Genomic DNA, 15,786 nt, shown 5'->3' on the forward strand with positions numbered 1-15,786 from the left:
GACAGTTTGTATGAATGACCACACGCGGCTCCGCGACGGCCTTGCGCCGCACGGTGAGCTGGGGTCGATGGCGGCGGCGTTCGCCACTGAACCGGCCGTCGGCGCGCAAGCGCCGGGAACCGGCGTCTACGCGGCGCTCGACCTCGGCACCAACAATTGCAGGCTCCTGATCGCCTGTCCGACCCACGACGGCTTTCGCGTGGTCGATTCCTTCTCGCGCATCATCCGGCTCGGCGAGGGCGTCTCGGCAACCGGGTGCATCAGCGAGGCCGCGATCGAACGCGCCATCGTGGCGCTTGGCATCTGCCGCGACAAGATCAACCTGCGCAAAGCGCGGCGGCTGCGGCTGATCGCCACCGAAGCGTGCCGCGCCGCCTCGAATGCCGAAGGCTTTCGCAGCCGCGTCGCTGCCGAGACCGGGATCGAGCTCGAGGTAATCGACCGCGAGACCGAGGCGGCGCTTGCCGTGCTCGGCTGCTCGCCGCTGGTCGATCCCAGGGGGCGCGGCGCAATCCTGTTCGACATCGGCGGCGGCTCGACCGAGCTGGTACGGATCGAGCGCGACGCCGCAAATCCGGAGCCGCGCATCAAAGCCTGGATGTCGATCCCGTTCGGTGTGGTCACGCTTGCCGAGCAGTTCGGGGGCCGCGACGTGACGGCCGAGATCTACGCCGCGATGGAGCGCGAGGTCGCCCATCACATCGCGCCGTTCGCCGAACAGCATGGCGGCGATCTCACTGATATGCATCTGCTCGGCACGTCAGGCACTGTGACGACGCTCGCCGGCATCCATCTCAACCTCGCGCGCTACGACCGCCGCCGCATCGACAGCGTCTGGATGAACGATACCGACGTCACCGCGACCATTAACAAGCTGCTTGGCATGAGCTACGAGGAGCGCGCCGCGAACAGCTGCATTAGCGTTGAGCGCGCCGATCTCGTCCTGGCCGGCTGCGCCATCCTCGACGCGATCCGCCGCGCCTTTCCGCTGCCACGCCTGCGCGTCGCCGACCGGGGCTTGCGCGAAGGCATGCTGGTCGAGATGATGCGCGAAGACGGCGCGCTCAGGAGCTGGTGAGATGGTCAAGGACACCACCGGCCGTTTGCACGTCCAGGTCAAGACCCACGGCAAGCGCAAATTGTCGTCGAAGCTCTGGCTGGAGCGGCAGCTCAACGATCCCTATGTGGTGAAGGCGAAGGCGCTGGGCTATCGCTCGCGCGCCGCGTTCAAGCTGCTCGAGATCGATGACAAATACCGGCTGCTGAAGCACGGCATGGCTGTGGTCGATCTCGGCGCCGCGCCGGGCGGCTGGAGCCAGATTGCCGCCAAGCGCGTCGGCTCGGTCGACGGCAAGGGCAAGGTCATCGCGATCGACCTGCTCGAAATCCCCGAGATTGCCGGCGTCGAGTTCGCGCAGCTCGACTTCATGGACAATGACGCGCCGGACAAGCTCAAGGCCATGCTCGACGGCGGCGCCGACATTGTCATGTCCGACATGGCTGCCAACACCACCGGTCATCGCAAGACCGACCAGCTTCGCATCGTCGGCCTGATCGAGACCGCTGCCGCGTTCGCCTGCGATGTGCTGAGGCCGGGCGGGACCTTCCTGGCGAAGGCGTTCCAGAGTGGCGCCGACGCCGAACTGCTCGCCCAGCTCAAGCGCGATTTCGCCACGGTGCGTCACGTCAAGCCGGCCGCAAGCCGTGCGGATTCCTCGGAGCGCTACGTTCTCGCGACGGGATTTCGGGGGGCTCGCAACGACGAGGTGGAGCACTAGCCCAGCCGCTGATCCCGCACATCCTGCGTATCCTCGGTCGCCGCCTTGACGGCCGCCTTGGCCGCGCCCTTGCCGGCACCTTTGCGGCTCGCGATCTCCACCGCTTTGCGGCCGGAAACTTCGTGGCCGGCATCGGCGGGCATCTGCCAGAAGAACCAGCTCGACGCCGCCGAAGTCAGGGCGATCACGAGAAAGGCCGGCGCAAACACGGTGGCGTCGAGCTCGCTGACGTGGCTGAACCACATCGTCGTCTCCACGGAGGCGGCGCCGACCGCGACGCCGGCCGAGACCGCGAGCTGCTGGTTGACGCTGACGAGCGTGGTGGCGCGGCTCATCTGCGCCTGCTCGACCTCGGCATAGGCCACCGTGTTGATCGCGGTGAACTCGAGCGAACGGAAGAAGCCGCCGACCACCAGGATGATCATGATGATCAGCAGCGGCGTCGTCACGGTGAAGAGGGCACAGGCGGCCAGGAAAACCGCACTGATGATCGCGTTCACCGTCATCAGGTTGCGGAAGCCGAAGGCGCGGATGATGCGCGCGGCCAGCGCCTTCATGCCCATGGCGCCGAGCGAGGAGCCAAACGTGACGAGGCCGGACTTGAACGGCGAGAGGCCGAATCCGATCTGCATCAGCAGTGGCAGCAGGAACGGCAGCGCGCCGATGCCGAGCCGGAACATGAAGCCGCCGAGAACGGCCGCGCGCAGTGTCGGCAGCCTCAGCAGCGTAAAGTCCAGCACCGGCGACCCCGTTCGCCGCGCGTGAAGGACATACAGCGTCATCGAAATCGATCCGCCGACGACCAGGGCGGCAACCGTGCTCCATGGCAGCAGATTGAGTCCGGCGACCGACAGCCCGAAGGCGATGCCGGCGAGCCCGAGGCCCGCGAGCACCATGCCGTAGAGGTCGAACGGCTCTCGTTCCTCGCTTTTGATGGGATCGATGAAGCGCAAGGCCATGAAGATGCCGAGCAGCCCGATCGGGATGTTGATCAGGAAGATCCAGTGCCATGACGCGTAGGTGGTGATGAAGCCGCCGAGCGGCGGCCCGATCACGGGGCCGATCAGGGCAGGGACCGTCACCCACGCCATCGCGTTGACCAGCGCGCTCTTGTCGACCGACCGCAGCAGCACGAGGCGCCCGACCGGCGTCATCATTGCCCCGCCCATGCCTTGGAGGATGCGCGCGAACACGAAATCGGTGACCGATGTCGAGAGCGCGCAGCCGACCGAGCCGACCATGAACACGCCGACGGCAATCGCAAACACCAAGCGCGCGCCGAACCGGTCGGCGGTCCAGCCGCTCGCGGGGATGAAGACCGCAAGCGACAGCAGATAGGAAGTGATCGCGAGCTTGAGCGTCAGTGGGCTGGTGCCGATGTCGGCCGCAATCGCGGGCAGCGACGTGGCGATCACCGTCGAGTCCATGTTCTCCATGAAGAGAGCAGTGGCTACGATCAGCGGAATGATGCGTTGCTTGTCGACCATGACGGATTGGTAATGGATATCGGGAACGAAGGGCGAGAATTGCGGCTTATCACCGCCACTGGGCCGCGACCATTGCGGATCGACGCATAGCACCTAAATCCCGCGTGACCCCAGGTGGGTGCGCCCTGCGCCGGAGATCACGATGATCTGCCGTTCGCCAGTGCGTGCCGCCGCGAAGGCTATCCGCCGCCGAACTTGCCCAAAAAAGCCTGTGCATGGCTGGCCGGCGGTCCGAATTGCTTTGATTCGTCGCCCGCCCGTGCTATCGACCCGCGTCAACCCCACCGATGGGCTCCGATTCTCCGGCGTTGCCGCAAGGTACGCCGAGGGCGGCGCTCATCCATAGCTATTTGCGGCAGGGCCGCGGAAGGAGTTGGCACATGGCCACGGTGCAACAAGGCATTCGCGAAGCCCTCACGTTCGACGACGTGCTGCTGAAGCCGGGCCTGTCGGACGTCATGCCGGGCGAGGTCGACATCCGCTCCCGCGTCACCCGCGCCATTCCGCTCAACATCCCGATCATGGCCTCCGCCATGGACACGGTCACCGAAGCCCGCATGGCGATCGCCATGGCGCAGGCCGGCGGCATCGGCGTCATCCATCGCAATTTCGATCCCGAAGGGCAGGCTGCCCAGGTGCGGCAGGTCAAGCGCTACGAGTCGGGCATGGTGGTGAACCCGCTCACGATCAGCCCGGACGCCACGCTGGACGACGCGCTCAAGCTGATGAGCGATCACGGCATCTCCGGCATTCCCGTCGTCACCGGTGCGGGCAAGTCCACGCCGGGCAAGCTGGTCGGCATTCTCACCAACCGCGACGTCCGCTTCGCCACCGACCGCCAGCAAAAAATCTCCGAGCTGATGACGCATGAAGGTCTCGTCACGGTGCGCGAGAATGTCAGCCAGGACGAGGCGCGGCGGATGCTGCATCAGCATCGCATCGAGAAGCTGCTTGTGGTCGACGAGCAGTATCGCTGCGTCGGCCTGGTCACCGTGAAGGACATGGAGAAGGCGGTCGCCCATCCGCTGGCCTGCAAGGACGCGCAGGGCCGCCTCCGCGTCGCCGCCGCCACCACGGTCGGCGATAGCGGCTTCGAGCGCACCGAGCGGCTGATCGATGCCGGCGTCGATCTCGTCGTGGTCGACACCGCGCACGGCCATTCCCGTCACGTGCTCCATGCGGTCAACCGCATCAAGCGCCTGTCCAATTCCGTGCAGGTCGTTGCCGGCAACGTCGCGACCTCGGAGGGTGCGCAGGCGCTGATCGATGCGGGCGCGGACTGCATCAAGGTCGGCATCGGCCCGGGCTCGATCTGCACCACGCGCATCGTCGCCGGCGTCGGCGTTCCCCAGCTCACCGCGATCATGGATGCGGTCGAGGCGGCGAAGAAGTCGGACATCCCCGTCATTGCCGACGGCGGCATCAAGTTTTCCGGAGACCTTGCCAAAGCGCTCGCTGCCGGTGCCGACATCGCGATGGTCGGCTCGCTGCTCGCCGGCACCGACGAGACGCCCGGTGAAGTGTTCTTGTGGCAGGGCCGCTCCTACAAGGCCTATCGCGGCATGGGCTCGGTCGGCGCGATGGCGCGCGGCTCGGCCGACCGCTACTTCCAGCAGGACATCAAGGACACGCTCAAGCTCGTGCCCGAAGGCATCGAGGGCCAGGTGCCCTACAAGGGCCCGGTCGGCAACGTCATGCACCAGCTCGCCGGCGGCCTGCGCGCCGCGATGGGCTATGTCGGTGCAAAGGACATGAAGGACCTGCACGACAAGGCCCAGTTCGTCCGCATCACCGGCGCGGGCCTGCGCGAAAGCCACGTCCACGACGTCACCATCACGCGCGAGGCGCCGAACTATCCGGGCGGGGGTTAGGCTCGCGGCTGCGCGTTGGAATTGCCCAAATGACGGTGTCATGCCCCGCGAAGGCGGGGCATCCAGTACGCCGCGGCCTTTCGGCTCTACCACGACCCTCTCGGATTACTGGATCGCCCGCCTTCGCGGGCGATGACAGCGAGAGTGTGCTTTTGTGTTGACGTGCTCCGCTCCCTCCGCTTCCGTTCGCGCCGAAGCATAATCAGGAGGAAGCCATCATGTCCCAAGGCAAACGCATCGTTCTCGCCGCGCGTCCCGTCGGGGAGCCAAAGCCGTCCGATTTCCGCATCGAGGAATTCGCGGTTCCTACGCCTGCCGCAGGCGAAGTCCTGCTGCGCACGATCTGGCTCTCGCTCGATCCCTATATGCGCGGGCGCATGAGCGACGGTCCGTCCTACGCGACGCCGGTGCCCGTCGGTGGTGTGATGGAAGCCGGTACGGTCTGCGAGGTCGCAGCCTCCAACAATCCAAACTTTGCCAAGGGTGACATCGTGCTCTCGCGCGCGGGCTGGCAGACGCACGCGATCTCCGACGGCAAGGGGCTGAACAAGATCGACCCGAAGCTCGCGCCGATCTCGACGGCCGTCGGCGTGCTGGGCATGCCCGGCATGACCGCCTACACGGGCCTACTCGATATCGGCAAGCCGCAGCAAGGCGAGACCGTCGTCGTCGCCGGCGCCTCCGGCGCGGTCGGCTCGGCCGTGGGACAGATCGCGAAGATCAAGGGCGCACGCGCGGTTGGAATCGCCGGCGGCAAGGACAAATGCGATTACGTCGTGAAGGAGCTCGGCTTCGATGCCTGCATCGATCACCGCGATCCCGATCTGGCGACGAAGCTGAAGGACGCCTGCCCGAAGGGTATCGACGTCTATTTTGAGAATGTCGGCGGCGCCGTGTTCGAGGCGGTGTTCCCGCTGCTCAATGCGTTTGCGCGCGTACCCGTCTGCGGCCTCATCGCCCACTACAACGACACTGAAGCGAAGCCGCCGAAATGGGCCGCCAGCATGATGCGCGCGACCCTGACCAAGCGGCTGACCTTCCGCGGCTTCATCGTCTCCGACTTCGCCTCCCGCCATGGCGACTTCCTGCGCGACATGTCCGGCTGGGTCCGCGAGGGCAAGGTCAAGTACAAGGAGTTCGTCACCGAGGGCCTGGAGAGCGCGCCCGAAGCCTTCATGGGGCTTCTCAAGGGGGCCAATTTCGGCAAGCAGCTGGTGCGGGTCGGGCCGGACAAAGCTTGATCGGCCGCTCTCGCCCCCTCGGGGGCCGGGTATGGTTAACAAAGAGTGACTGATCGGCCACACCCGCCCGTAAAAGCCGCAGGTGTGACCGTCGGTTCATTGACGGGCTCGCGAAGGCATTGAATCATTGCGCATATTTCAGGTGCGATGATGTTAGAGCTTGTTGTTTTCTGCGTAATCCTGCTGGCTGCCGGTTATTGGGCGACCATGTTTGTCATGGGCCGTCGCGACGACGTCATCCATGGCAAGTTCGTCCATACCGAGGACGTGTTCGCGCAATCCGCGATGCCCACACCCACGCCGCCATTCCCCAAGCGTCCGGCCAAAGCCGCGCGGCCTGCCAATGTTCCGCCTGCCAGTAACGGGGCCAGGCCGGTGAACAGCGACGCGCTGCAGTCCTTGCTTGCCGCGATCCAGCAGGATCTCAAAAGCGTCGCTTGAGCAGCGATGGGGGCGCTAATGCGCACCGCCCATCTGGGCGAGCAGCTCCTCGATATCGATATCGACCTGGCCCGCAGCCCTGACGTGGCGAACCTCGAAGCCGTCGGGCTGGAAGGGGTACTCCACGAGCCCGACCTCCTTGATCGCGATCCGGTCCTGGCGCGCATCGTTGATCTTGAAGCCGGCCGACGGCGCCCAGACGTGGCGGGTGTGGCGCCAGGTAAAGTCGCGCCGCTGGTGCACGTGACCGCTGGCGATGAGGCGCAGGTCGACATGTGCAAACATCTCGATCAGCCGCGCGCGGGCCGGCTGCGGCACATAGCGGATCGACGTCTCCGGCGTCTCGGGGTCGTCGGGCCCGTTGAGAAATACCGGCTTGTGTACGAACAGCGCGACCGGCTTGCCGTTCGTGCGCGAAACTTCCGAAGCAAGCCAATCGAACTGCTCGGCCTCGAAGGCGAGCCCTGAGTTCATCACCAGCGAGTTGAGGCCGAGGAAGCACCAGCCCGCGGCCTCGAACGACCAATGGTCCTCGCCGATGATCTCGCGGAATTGCTGACGATGCGCTTCCGCGACCGGCGGCTTCGGCGCAGGGCCGATCGCGGTCGGATTGTCGCCAATGTCGTGATTGCCGGGGATGTAGCGGCAGGCGGCGGGCAGGGCATCGTGCAGGCCCTTGGCGAATTCGACATCGTCGCGGCTGGTCGGCCCGTCGAACGAGACGTCGCCGGTGTTGACAACGAGATCGGGCCTATCGGTGTCGATATGCTCGCTGAGCGCCTGGAAGTTGGCGATCAGGCCAGGGAAGCGCCGGCCAAGATGGGTGTCGGAGATCTGTGTCAGGCGAAATTCGGACATGGATCGATCATAGGCCACGCCCGACGTCGGAACGATGACGGCGCGTCCGCGGTCAGCGATCGAACAAAGTTTAAAGCACGCGATAGCGGATTGTGTAGGCGTCTTGCGGGGCGACCGGGCTTGCCAGCGGCGAGGCGATGCGGTCGGCGAGGTGCCAAGGGCCGAACTGAGGGCCGAACTGAGCGCCGGACTGTTCGGAGCGATGCGGCTCGGCCGGCAGGCGGAGGCGGAATTCGAAGGTGCCCTTGCCGGGCAGGTTCACGACCAGCACGCGGTCCGCAGTGCGGTGGTTGAGCGGTACCGCGCCACGCAGCACGGAGCGGCCATCACCGAGCTCCCGCACGCCCTCGACCAGTGCCAGCGTCTGGTTGCGGTCGGTATGCAGCTCGATCTGGGTGTCGGACGCCGCCGCCAAGGTCTCCTTGGGCATGCGGATCTCGAACTCGACCGCGGGTTTCGAGGGATTGAGGCCGAGATAGGCCAGCGCGGCATGGCGCATGTCGTAGGCGGCAAACGCAAACAGAGCGAGGGCGGCGAGCGCAGCGAGGCCATGCCTGAGGACATCGCGCCAGGTCCGATAGCTCATTCGGAAGTAGACCGTCATTGCCAGCGCCACCGCGAGCGCCGTCGCGATGCCTGCCAGCGCCGACATCAGGATGCCGAACTGGCCGTCGGCGGACTCGGTCAAAGCGCCGGTCAGGCTGCCGAACTGGCTGAAGAGGGTGTTCATGGCGGTCTCTCGCCTTGCGCGCCCCAAAGGGGGAAATCGCTTTAACTGTCGACAGTGGGTCGCCTCATCGGGAACGCCGGTTCAACTCGTTGATTGTCAGGACCAGCGGTGACCGCTAATGGACGCTAGCTGTGGTCTCCGCCGGATGGGAAATCCCGGGAAATTCCGATGTCCATTCAAATGGTTTTGCTGCCGGTCTTCGTGCAGGTCGGTCTCACCTTCGCGCTCCTGATCGCCATGGCGCTGGGACGCCGGCGCGCGCTCGTCTCCGGCGAGACCAAGAGCCGTGACATTGCGCTCGGCGAGCCCAACTGGCCCAAGGGCGCCACACAAATCGCCAATTGCTACCGCAACCAGTTCGAATTGCCGGTGCTGTTCTACGCCCTGATCGCGCTGGCGCTCCCGTTGCGCCATGCCGATCTCTTCATCGTGCTGATGTCCTGGGTGTTCGTGGTGACGCGCTTCGTCCATGCCGGAATCTTCGTCTCCTCCAACAATCTCGGGCGCCGCTCCACGATCTGGCTCGCCGGCGTGCTCGTGCTGCTCGCGATGTGGATCTACTTCGCACTGAAGATGCTCTTGTTGATCTGACGGTTAGCCGTCGGATTTGATCTGAAAGATTCAAATGACTCCCGCTGCCCGGCTGTCCGCAGCCATCGAACTGATCGACACCATCGAGAAGGACCGCGTGCCCGCGGCCAAGGCGCTGAAGGAGTGGGGCACCGCGCACCGCTTCGCCGGATCCGGCGACCGCGCCGCCATTGCCGGCCTCGTCTGGGACGTGCTGCGCCGCTATGCCTCGAGCGCCTACCTGATGGATTCGGATACCGCGCGTGCGCGGCTGATCGGCATGCTTCGCCTCGAGCGCAACATGGATACGGCGACGATGGCCGCGCTGTTCGACGGCAGCCGCTTTGCCCCCGCGCCGTTGACCGAGCCCGAGCAGGCCGCGCTCGCCTCGCGGTCGCTTGAAGGTGCCCCGGCCGCGATCGCCGGTGACTATCCGGAATGGCTGGATCCGTATTTGGCAAAAGCGTTCGGCGACGAACGCGTCGCGGAGGCGGCCGCGATGGCGAGCCGGGCGCCGCTCGACCTGCGCGTCAACACGTTAAAATCCAATCGCGACAAGACGCTGGGGGCGCTTGCTCACCTTCATGCGAAACCGACGCGTTGGTCCGCAACCGGCCTGCGCATCGAGCTTTCGGCCGATGCGCGCAACCCCGGTATCCAGGCCGAAGAGGATTTTATCAAGGGTGCCATTGAAGTGCAGGATGAGGGGTCACAGCTTGCGGCTGCCTTGACCGCGGCAAAACCCGGCGAGCAGGTGATCGATCTCTGTGCGGGGGCCGGCGGCAAGACGCTGGCGCTCGCCGCGATGATGCAGGGCAAGGGCCGGCTGATCGCGACCGACAGCGACAAGCGGCAACTTGCGCCCATTCACGAACGCCTGTCGCGCGCCGGCGTCCACAATGCCGATGTGCGCACGCCCAAGGGCGAGGCCGATCCGCTGGCGGAGATCAGCGCGACCGCCGACCTCGTCGTGATCGACGCGCCCTGCACGGGAACCGGAACCTGGCGCCGCAATCCCGATGCCAAATGGCGCATGCGTCCGGGCGCGCTGGAGATCCGCTTGCGGGACCAGACCGCGGTGCTCGATCGCGCGGTTCCGCTGCTCAAGGCCGGCGGCCGCATTGCCTACATCACCTGCTCGGTGCTCTCAGAGGAGAACGGCGACCAGGTGAGGGCGTTCACCGCCCGCCATCCCGAGTTCGCTGTGGTGCCGCCCGAGCAGACCGCGAGCGTGCTCTGGGACAAGGCCGAGGAGTTTGCGCAAGCCGCGCTGCAATCGCCGGAAGGCTGGCTGATGACACCGCGGCGGACGGGAACGGACGGGTTCTTCGTCTCGGTCTTGAAGAAGGCATAGCCCACCCCACGACATCGCGGATGACGCGACGCCTGTCTCACCAAACAAGAACCCCGCGAACCGGAACCCGGTCGCGGGGTTTTCTAACTCGACGTTCTGCCGGTACGTCCGTGGTCAGAACGGTGCGCGGGCTTTAGCCGACGCGGAGATTGTCAGCCGAGGACTTGCCGCTGCGACGATCGGCGACGATGTCGAACGAGACCTTCTGACCTTCGTTGAGGGTCGAGAGGCCAGCGCGCTCGACGGCGCTGATGTGCACGAACACGTCCTTGTCGCCGTCATCCGGCTGAATGAAACCAAAGCCCTTTTGATTGTTGAACCACTTCACGGTGCCCATAGCCATGGGAATTTCCTTTGCTTAAGAAGTTAACACGCGGACCGGTACGCACTATTGCGCCCATAGTCCTGATCAGTCGATGTTGGAGAAATCATCTGAAGCGTGCGCGCCCGTCAGCAACGAAGCGAAGCGGCCCAGTCGTTCGGCCAAGTATCGATGATCACAATATAGCGAGATTTTGGGGCCACTTCAAGGCACCACCCGCCGCTCGGGATGTCGCCGAATTTTGCTATTTTGCGGTGCAAATTAACCCTTCCGGGGCGCCTCAATCGACGATAAACAGCGTCGCCCCCGTCGCCGTCGAGGACCGGTGCGCTGCATCGCCGAAATCCGAGACCTGGTAGCTCATCCCCGCCGTGAGCTTGAACTTGCGGCCGTCGCGCAGCTCGCTGTCGAGCTCGCCCTGCAGCACGTACAGCACGTGGCCGCGGTCGCACCAATGGTCGGCGAGATAGCCCGGCGAATATTCGACCATCCGCACCCGGAGATCGCCGATGTCGAGCGTGCGCCACTGGGCTTGCCCGGTCTCGCCGGGATGGACGGTCGGCTCGACCTTGCTCCAGTCGGTGACGGTGAAGGGGGAGGTGGGCAGCTTCATGATGGTGATCCTGGGGCGGCGACGGCAGTGCCGTTACTATCGGATGCTTTCGCGGTAGTCCTCATTTTTACAGTTCTTATTGTTTTCGGCCCTTATTTTTGCCCATGCATCAGCGCGCAATCTGCCGTCACCGGCATCCTGCTTGCGATGATGACCCAGACCAGCAGCGCGGCGGCACTGATTCCCGCGCCGAGCACGCAGACGCCGGACCAGCCGGCCATCGCGTACACCATCGTCGACGCGATCGCGCCAATCGCGCTTCCGACCGAGTAGAACACCATGTAACCGCCCACCAGTCGGCTCGCCGCATCGGGCCGCACGGCGATGATCAGGCTCTGGCTCGTCACGTGCACGGCCTGGAGTCCCAGATCCAGCACGATCACGCCGGCGACGACCAGCCAGAGCGAGCTTTGCAGGCAGGCGATCGGAGCCCAGGCACCCAGCATCAGCAGCAGTGACAGCCCGGTGGTCCGCTGGGCCCATCCGAGATCGGCAAGCCGCCCGGCATTGCGCGCCGCGAGCGCTCCGGCGAACCCGGCGACGCCGAGCAATCCGATCGTGGTATGCGACAGCGCGAAGGGAGGCGCCGAGAGCGGCAGCACGATCGACGTCCAGAACACGTTGAGATTGGCGAAGATCAGAAACGCAAACAACGCGCGCTCGCGCAGTATCGGCTCCTCGACAAACAGCGAGGCGGTTGAGCGCAACAGCGACAGATAAGAGGATCGGGCCAGCGCCGACTGCCGGCCGCGCGGCAGCACGCGCAGGAGCAGCGCCGCCATGGCCAGCATGAGGCCGGCCGAGACCAGGTAGACCATTCGCCAGCCGCCGAAATCGGCCAGCGCGCCCGAGGCGAACCGCGCCAGCAGGATGCCGGCAACGACGCCGCTCGTGACGGTGCCGATCGCGCGGCCGCGCCCGTCCGGTCTGGCCAGCGTCGCGGCAAAGGCGACGAGGACCTGGACGACGACGGCGAGCATGCCGACTAGCGCCATTCCCACAAGCAGCACGGCGGCATGCGCCGCCGTGCCGACGATGACGAGGCCGATCGCCGACAGCACGGTCTGGCCGACGATCAGGCGGCGGCGATCCCAGAGGTCGCCGAGCGGCACGATTAGGATCAAGCCGAACGCGTAGCCGATCTGGGTGAAGGTCACCACCATCCCGATCGCGGCGGGGTCGATGCCGAGATCGCGCGCCATTGCATCGAGCAGCGGCTGCGCGAAGTAGATATTGGCGACGCTCAGGCCGCAGGTCAGCGCCAGCAGCATCGCCATCCCGTGCGAGAGCCCGCGCCCGGCGTCATCGTCGGCCTTTTCGTCGGCGTTGGTCGGTCCGGCTGTGGCGGCATCGGGGATTGTCATTGTCGTCTCCGGCACGTTCTATCTAGTCCTAAAATAAGACCAGTTGCACGCCGTACTGTCCAGTCCTATTTTAAGACCAGTTTGGAGGGCGGCGAATGAAGCGGACCGGTTTTGCCGAGGCTGACTGCCCGGTGGCGCGTGCACTGGACGCAGTTGGGGACATTTGGTCGCTTCTGATCGTGCGCGATGCCTTCGACGGGCTGCGTCGATTTGGCGATTTCCAGAAGAACCTCGGCATCGCCAAGGGCATGCTCACTGCGCGGCTGCACAGGCTGGTGGAGCTTGGCGTGCTCGAACTGATTCCGGCCTCCGACGGCAGCGCCTATCGGGAATATGCGCTGACCAAGAGGGGGCGCGAGCTGTTTCCAGTCGTGGTCAGCTTGCGCCAATGGGGCGAAGCGAATCTCTACGCGCGCGGCGAAGTCCATTCGGACCTGGTGGACGAGACGGGCCAGCCGGTCGGGAAGCTCGTGCTTCCGTCGCGGGCCGGCCGTCCGCTGGCATGGTCCGATACCAGGGTGAGAAAGGCCGGTCTGCGCAAGCGCTGATTCGCGTCGGCCTTGGTGCGTCCTCGAGCTAGAAGCGCGACTCAGGGCACCGGATGATTCGCCGATCCCTGCACGATCTTTCCGGCCGCGTTCACCCGCAGATATTCGCAGATCCGCTTTCCCCGCTCGTTCTCGTAGAACACCACCACGCTATCAGGGCTGACGAACAATTCGATCAGCGAGAAATGCAGATTCGGCAACAGGGCGAGCGCCTTGCCCCAATAGGCGCGCAACGCATCCTTTCCGCGCACGGTGCCGCTTTCATCGAATCCCATCGCGGGGATGCGGTCCGAGGTCATCACGGTGTCCTCGTCATAGAGCGTGAGCACGCGTTCGAGGTCGCGCGCGTTCCAGGCCTCGACCCAGGTGCGGCCGAGCGCGGCGAGAGTCGACGGCTGATGATGGTTTGGCATGGCGTTCTCCCTGATCGGCCCTTGGTGAGTGGCGGGCCATATAGGTCAATAATACTTACCTATATCGATTTGTCCATACCCCAAAGAAGAATGTGGGCGCGCGGCCCGCGCGGTTGCGGGCGGGGGCGCCGTCGCGTATCTGCTTGCCATGACAGCAGCACAGACCGACCGCTCCACGTCGACGCCCTCGGTGGCCTCGGCGCACGACAAGATTCTCATCGTCGACTTCGGCAGCCAGGTGACGCAGCTCATTGCGCGTCGCGTGCGCGAGGACGGCGTCTATTGCGAGATCGTCCCGTTCAACAAGGCCGAACAAGCCTTCAACGAGATGAAGCCGAAGGCGGTGATTCTCTCCGGCGGCCCTGAATCGGTGCATGAGGCCGGCTCGCCCCGCGCCCCGCAAGCGATCTTCGATTCCGGGGTGCCCGTGATGGGCATCTGCTACGGCCAGATGGCCATGGCGGAGCAGCTCGGGGGCACGGTCGAGGGCGGCCATCACCGCGAATTCGGCCGCGCCGATGTCGAGGTGAAAGCGCCGAGCAAGCTGTTCGAGGACGTCTGGTCGCCAGGCGGCAAGAACCAGGTCTGGATGAGCCATGGCGACCGCATCACCAAGATGCCGCCGGGCTTCTCGGTGGCCGGCACCTCGCCGAACGCGCCGTTCGCCATCATCCAGGACGAGACGCGCAAATATTACGGCCTGATGTTCCACCCCGAAGTGGTGCACACACCGGACGGCGCAAAACTCATCCGCAATTTCGTTCGCAAGATCGCAGGCCTGTCCGGTGACTGGACCATGCGCGCCTTCCGCGAGGAGGAGATCGCCAAGATCCGCGCCCAGGTCGGCAAGGGCAGGGTGCTCTGCGGCCTGTCCGGTGGGGTCGATTCCGCGGTCGCGGCCGTGCTGATCCACGAAGCGATCGGCGAGCAGCTCACCTGCGTTTTCGTTGATCACGGCATGCTGCGCCTTGACGAAGCGAAGACGGTCGTCGACCTGTTCCGCCACCACTACAACATCCCGCTCGTGCACGTGGATGCCTCGAAGCAGTTTTTGGGCGAGCTCGAAGGCGTCACCGACCCGGAAGTGAAGCGCAAGACCATCGGTCGCCTCTTCATCGAGGTGTTCGAGGCGGAGGCCAAGAAGATCGGCGGCGCTGACTTCCTGGCGCAAGGCACGCTCTATCCTGACGTGATCGAGAGCGTCTCCTTCACCGGCGGCCCGTCGGTGACGATCAAGTCGCACCACAATGTCGGCGGTCTCCCCGAGCGCATGAACATGAAGCTGGTCGAGCCCCTGCGCGAGCTGTTCAAGGACGAGGTGCGCAAGCTCGGCCGCGAGCTCGGCCTGCCCGAAATCTTCGTCGGCCGCCACCCGTTCCCGGGCCCCGGCCTCGCCATCCGCTGCCCCGGCGAGATCACCCGCGACAAGCTCGAGATCCTGCGCAAGGCGGACGCGGTCTACATCGACCAGATCAGGAAGCACGGTCTCTACGACGACATCTGGCAGGCCTTTGCCGTGCTGCTTCCTGTGAAGACCGTGGGCGTCATGGGCGACGGCCGGACCTACGACTTCGTCGTCGGCCTGCGCGCCGTCACCTCCACCGACGGCATGACCGCGGACTTCTACCAGTTCGACATGAAGTTCTTGGGCGAGACCGCGACGCGCATCATCAACGAGGTCAAGGGCGTGAACCGGGTGGTGTATGACGTGACCAGCAAGCCGCCTGGGACGATTGAGTGGGAGTGATAAACGATAGCCTCAAGCTGTCTCAGGTAGTCTAAAAATCGAGTCAGTTATCTACTAGCAGAGGTTTGATCGTCTCAAACTGTTTGGGCTCGTATATCACTCGATCGCGGTTACTCCGTCGGTATTGATTGCGAAATTCGTAGGAGGTACCGTCAGGTGGTCTGACGGTACCTTGAGGCAATACTAACCGCAGGCCGATCTTGCTGACGGATCGAGAGCTCTGCTCTGAAGCCCAGAACAAAGCGGCTGCCTGCGACGGGATGTATGCGGCGTTTTTCCCACAGAGACCATTTTCTTTAGGTGCGACTATCGCCTGAAAGGGCGGCGCGAACCGCTGGCTATCAGCCGATAAATCGCCGATCTGCGCGATTGTTGGCATGCGAGCCGGCAGCGTTGAATGCGGCATAATCTGTCGCTGCGCGAGGCCCGCACTCTGCTCGACCGCTAAG

General features: G+C 64.9%; 16 protein-coding genes. 9 read left to right on the forward strand and 7 right to left on the reverse strand.

The genetic code is table 11. The annotated features are described in order from the left end of the window. Nucleotides 1–10: 10 nt before the first annotated feature. Both IVB42_RS38195 and IVB42_RS38200 read left to right on the forward strand, forming a co-directional pair. On the forward strand, nucleotides 11–1,078 hold the full coding sequence (locus tag IVB42_RS38195; RefSeq protein WP_247398145.1) for a Ppx/GppA phosphatase family protein: 1,068 nt from the start codon (nucleotides 11–13) through the stop codon (nucleotides 1,076–1,078). 1 nt (nucleotide 1,079) lies between these two features. After that, entirely contained in the window at nucleotides 1,080–1,778 is a 699-nt protein-coding gene (locus IVB42_RS38200) for an RlmE family RNA methyltransferase (protein WP_018459201.1), read from the forward strand. Here the strand turns inward: IVB42_RS38200 and IVB42_RS38205 are convergent. Further along, on the reverse strand, nucleotides 1,775–3,265 hold the full coding sequence (locus IVB42_RS38205) for an MFS transporter (protein WP_247398143.1): 1,491 nt from the start codon (nucleotides 3,263–3,265) through the stop codon (nucleotides 1,775–1,777). The genes IVB42_RS38200 and IVB42_RS38205 overlap by 4 nt on opposite strands. A 380-nt stretch (nucleotides 3,266–3,645) precedes the next feature. On the opposite strand from IVB42_RS38205, the gene guaB reads away from it, so the two are divergent. The 3 genes from guaB (at nucleotide 3,646) to IVB42_RS38220 (ending at nucleotide 6,818) form a co-directional block, all read left to right on the forward strand. After that, complete coding sequence (guaB, locus tag IVB42_RS38210) at nucleotides 3,646–5,136, forward strand: IMP dehydrogenase (protein WP_007609139.1); 1,491 nt, start codon at nucleotides 3,646–3,648, stop codon at nucleotides 5,134–5,136. 218 nt (nucleotides 5,137–5,354) lie between these two features. Then, the gene (locus tag IVB42_RS38215) at nucleotides 5,355–6,377 is read left to right on the forward strand and encodes an NADP-dependent oxidoreductase (RefSeq protein WP_085395926.1); all 1,023 of its coding nucleotides are present in this window, start codon (nucleotides 5,355–5,357) and stop codon (nucleotides 6,375–6,377) included. A 150-nt stretch (nucleotides 6,378–6,527) separates the two neighbouring features. Beyond that, nucleotides 6,528–6,818, forward strand: coding sequence for a hypothetical protein (locus IVB42_RS38220; protein WP_085396004.1), 291 nt, complete (start codon nucleotides 6,528–6,530; stop codon nucleotides 6,816–6,818). Between the two features lie 15 nt (nucleotides 6,819–6,833). Here IVB42_RS38220 and IVB42_RS38225 read toward each other — a convergent pair whose 3' ends face one another. Together IVB42_RS38225 and IVB42_RS38230 are read right to left on the reverse strand one after the other, a co-directional pair. Beyond that, the gene (locus IVB42_RS38225) at nucleotides 6,834–7,676 is read right to left on the reverse strand and encodes a metallophosphoesterase (RefSeq protein WP_247398141.1); all 843 of its coding nucleotides are present in this window, start codon (nucleotides 7,674–7,676) and stop codon (nucleotides 6,834–6,836) included. 70 nt (nucleotides 7,677–7,746) lie between these two features. Beyond that, nucleotides 7,747–8,406: a hypothetical protein gene (locus IVB42_RS38230; RefSeq protein ID WP_018459197.1), complete on the reverse strand. Its 660-nt coding sequence runs from the start codon at nucleotides 8,404–8,406 to the stop codon at nucleotides 7,747–7,749. Nucleotides 8,407–8,574: 168 nt separating this feature from the next. Here IVB42_RS38230 and IVB42_RS38235 point away from each other — a divergent pair, with 168 nt between their 5' ends. Both IVB42_RS38235 and IVB42_RS38240 read left to right on the forward strand, forming a co-directional pair. Then, nucleotides 8,575–8,997, forward strand: coding sequence for an MAPEG family protein (locus IVB42_RS38235; RefSeq protein ID WP_026233755.1), 423 nt, complete (start codon nucleotides 8,575–8,577; stop codon nucleotides 8,995–8,997). Between the two features lie 34 nt (nucleotides 8,998–9,031). Then, on the forward strand, nucleotides 9,032–10,330 hold the full coding sequence (locus tag IVB42_RS38240; protein WP_018459195.1) for an RsmB/NOP family class I SAM-dependent RNA methyltransferase: 1,299 nt from the start codon (nucleotides 9,032–9,034) through the stop codon (nucleotides 10,328–10,330). Nucleotides 10,331–10,463: 133 nt separating this feature from the next. Here IVB42_RS38240 and IVB42_RS38245 read toward each other — a convergent pair whose 3' ends face one another. The 3 genes from IVB42_RS38245 to IVB42_RS38255 form a co-directional block, all read right to left on the reverse strand. Beyond that, nucleotides 10,464–10,673: a cold-shock protein gene (locus IVB42_RS38245; protein ID WP_007592195.1), complete on the reverse strand. Its 210-nt coding sequence runs from the start codon at nucleotides 10,671–10,673 to the stop codon at nucleotides 10,464–10,466. Between the two features lie 259 nt (nucleotides 10,674–10,932). Further along, nucleotides 10,933–11,265, reverse strand: coding sequence for a DHCW motif cupin fold protein (locus IVB42_RS38250; protein WP_018459194.1), 333 nt, complete (start codon nucleotides 11,263–11,265; stop codon nucleotides 10,933–10,935). A gap of 92 nt (nucleotides 11,266–11,357) precedes the next feature. Next, nucleotides 11,358–12,542 carry an MFS transporter gene (locus IVB42_RS38255; RefSeq protein ID WP_245288535.1) on the reverse strand — a complete coding sequence of 395 codons (1,185 nt, stop codon included), beginning with the start codon at nucleotides 12,540–12,542 and terminating at the stop codon, nucleotides 11,358–11,360. 182 nt (nucleotides 12,543–12,724) lie between these two features. On the opposite strand from IVB42_RS38255, the gene IVB42_RS38260 reads away from it, so the two are divergent. Then, nucleotides 12,725–13,177 (forward strand): helix-turn-helix domain-containing protein, encoded by a 453-nt coding sequence (locus tag IVB42_RS38260; protein ID WP_018459192.1) that lies wholly within the window; start codon nucleotides 12,725–12,727, stop codon nucleotides 13,175–13,177. A gap of 41 nt (nucleotides 13,178–13,218) precedes the next feature. Here IVB42_RS38260 and IVB42_RS38265 read toward each other — a convergent pair whose 3' ends face one another. Then, nucleotides 13,219–13,590 (reverse strand): nuclear transport factor 2 family protein, encoded by a 372-nt coding sequence (locus IVB42_RS38265; RefSeq protein WP_247398139.1) that lies wholly within the window; start codon nucleotides 13,588–13,590, stop codon nucleotides 13,219–13,221. Nucleotides 13,591–13,738: 148 nt separating this feature from the next. On the opposite strand from IVB42_RS38265, the gene guaA reads away from it, so the two are divergent. Further along, nucleotides 13,739–15,337: a glutamine-hydrolyzing GMP synthase gene (gene guaA / locus IVB42_RS38270; protein WP_247398137.1), complete on the forward strand. Its 1,599-nt coding sequence runs from the start codon at nucleotides 13,739–13,741 to the stop codon at nucleotides 15,335–15,337. The last annotated feature ends 449 nt before the right edge of the window (nucleotides 15,338–15,786 follow it).

It is taken from the genome of Bradyrhizobium sp. 45 (assembly GCF_023073155.1).
Classification (GTDB): Bacteria; Pseudomonadota; Alphaproteobacteria; order Rhizobiales; family Xanthobacteraceae; genus Bradyrhizobium; species Bradyrhizobium canariense_D.

Bases quoted from the DNA above. Each gene is read 5' to 3' on its own strand.
- guaA (WP_247398137.1), top strand. From the start codon at position 13,739: ATGACAGCAGCACAGACCGACCGCTCCACGTCGACGCCCTCGGTGGCC.
- IVB42_RS38200 (WP_018459201.1), top strand. From the start codon at position 1,080: ATGGTCAAGGACACCACCGGCCGTTTGCACGTCCAGGTCAAGACCCAC.
- IVB42_RS38235 (WP_026233755.1), top strand. From the start codon at position 8,575: ATGTCCATTCAAATGGTTTTGCTGCCGGTCTTCGTGCAGGTCGGTCTC.
- IVB42_RS38230 (WP_018459197.1), bottom strand. From the start codon at position 8,406: ATGAACACCCTCTTCAGCCAGTTCGGCAGCCTGACCGGCGCTTTGACC.
- IVB42_RS38225 (WP_247398141.1), bottom strand. From the start codon at position 7,676: ATGTCCGAATTTCGCCTGACACAGATCTCCGACACCCATCTTGGCCGG.
- IVB42_RS38265 (WP_247398139.1), bottom strand. From the start codon at position 13,590: ATGCCAAACCATCATCAGCCGTCGACTCTCGCCGCGCTCGGCCGCACC.
- IVB42_RS38240 (WP_018459195.1), top strand. From the start codon at position 9,032: ATGACTCCCGCTGCCCGGCTGTCCGCAGCCATCGAACTGATCGACACC.
- IVB42_RS38215 (WP_085395926.1), top strand. From the start codon at position 5,355: ATGTCCCAAGGCAAACGCATCGTTCTCGCCGCGCGTCCCGTCGGGGAG.
- IVB42_RS38260 (WP_018459192.1), top strand. From the start codon at position 12,725: ATGAAGCGGACCGGTTTTGCCGAGGCTGACTGCCCGGTGGCGCGTGCA.
- guaB (WP_007609139.1), top strand. From the start codon at position 3,646: ATGGCCACGGTGCAACAAGGCATTCGCGAAGCCCTCACGTTCGACGAC.
- IVB42_RS38250 (WP_018459194.1), bottom strand. From the start codon at position 11,265: ATGAAGCTGCCCACCTCCCCCTTCACCGTCACCGACTGGAGCAAGGTC.
- IVB42_RS38220 (WP_085396004.1), top strand. From the start codon at position 6,528: ATGTTAGAGCTTGTTGTTTTCTGCGTAATCCTGCTGGCTGCCGGTTAT.
- IVB42_RS38255 (WP_245288535.1), bottom strand. From the start codon at position 12,542: ATGGCGATGCTGCTGGCGCTGACCTGCGGCCTGAGCGTCGCCAATATC.
- IVB42_RS38195 (WP_247398145.1), top strand. From the start codon at position 11: ATGAATGACCACACGCGGCTCCGCGACGGCCTTGCGCCGCACGGTGAG.
- IVB42_RS38245 (WP_007592195.1), bottom strand. From the start codon at position 10,673: ATGGCTATGGGCACCGTGAAGTGGTTCAACAATCAAAAGGGCTTTGGT.
- IVB42_RS38205 (WP_247398143.1), bottom strand. From the start codon at position 3,265: ATGGTCGACAAGCAACGCATCATTCCGCTGATCGTAGCCACTGCTCTC.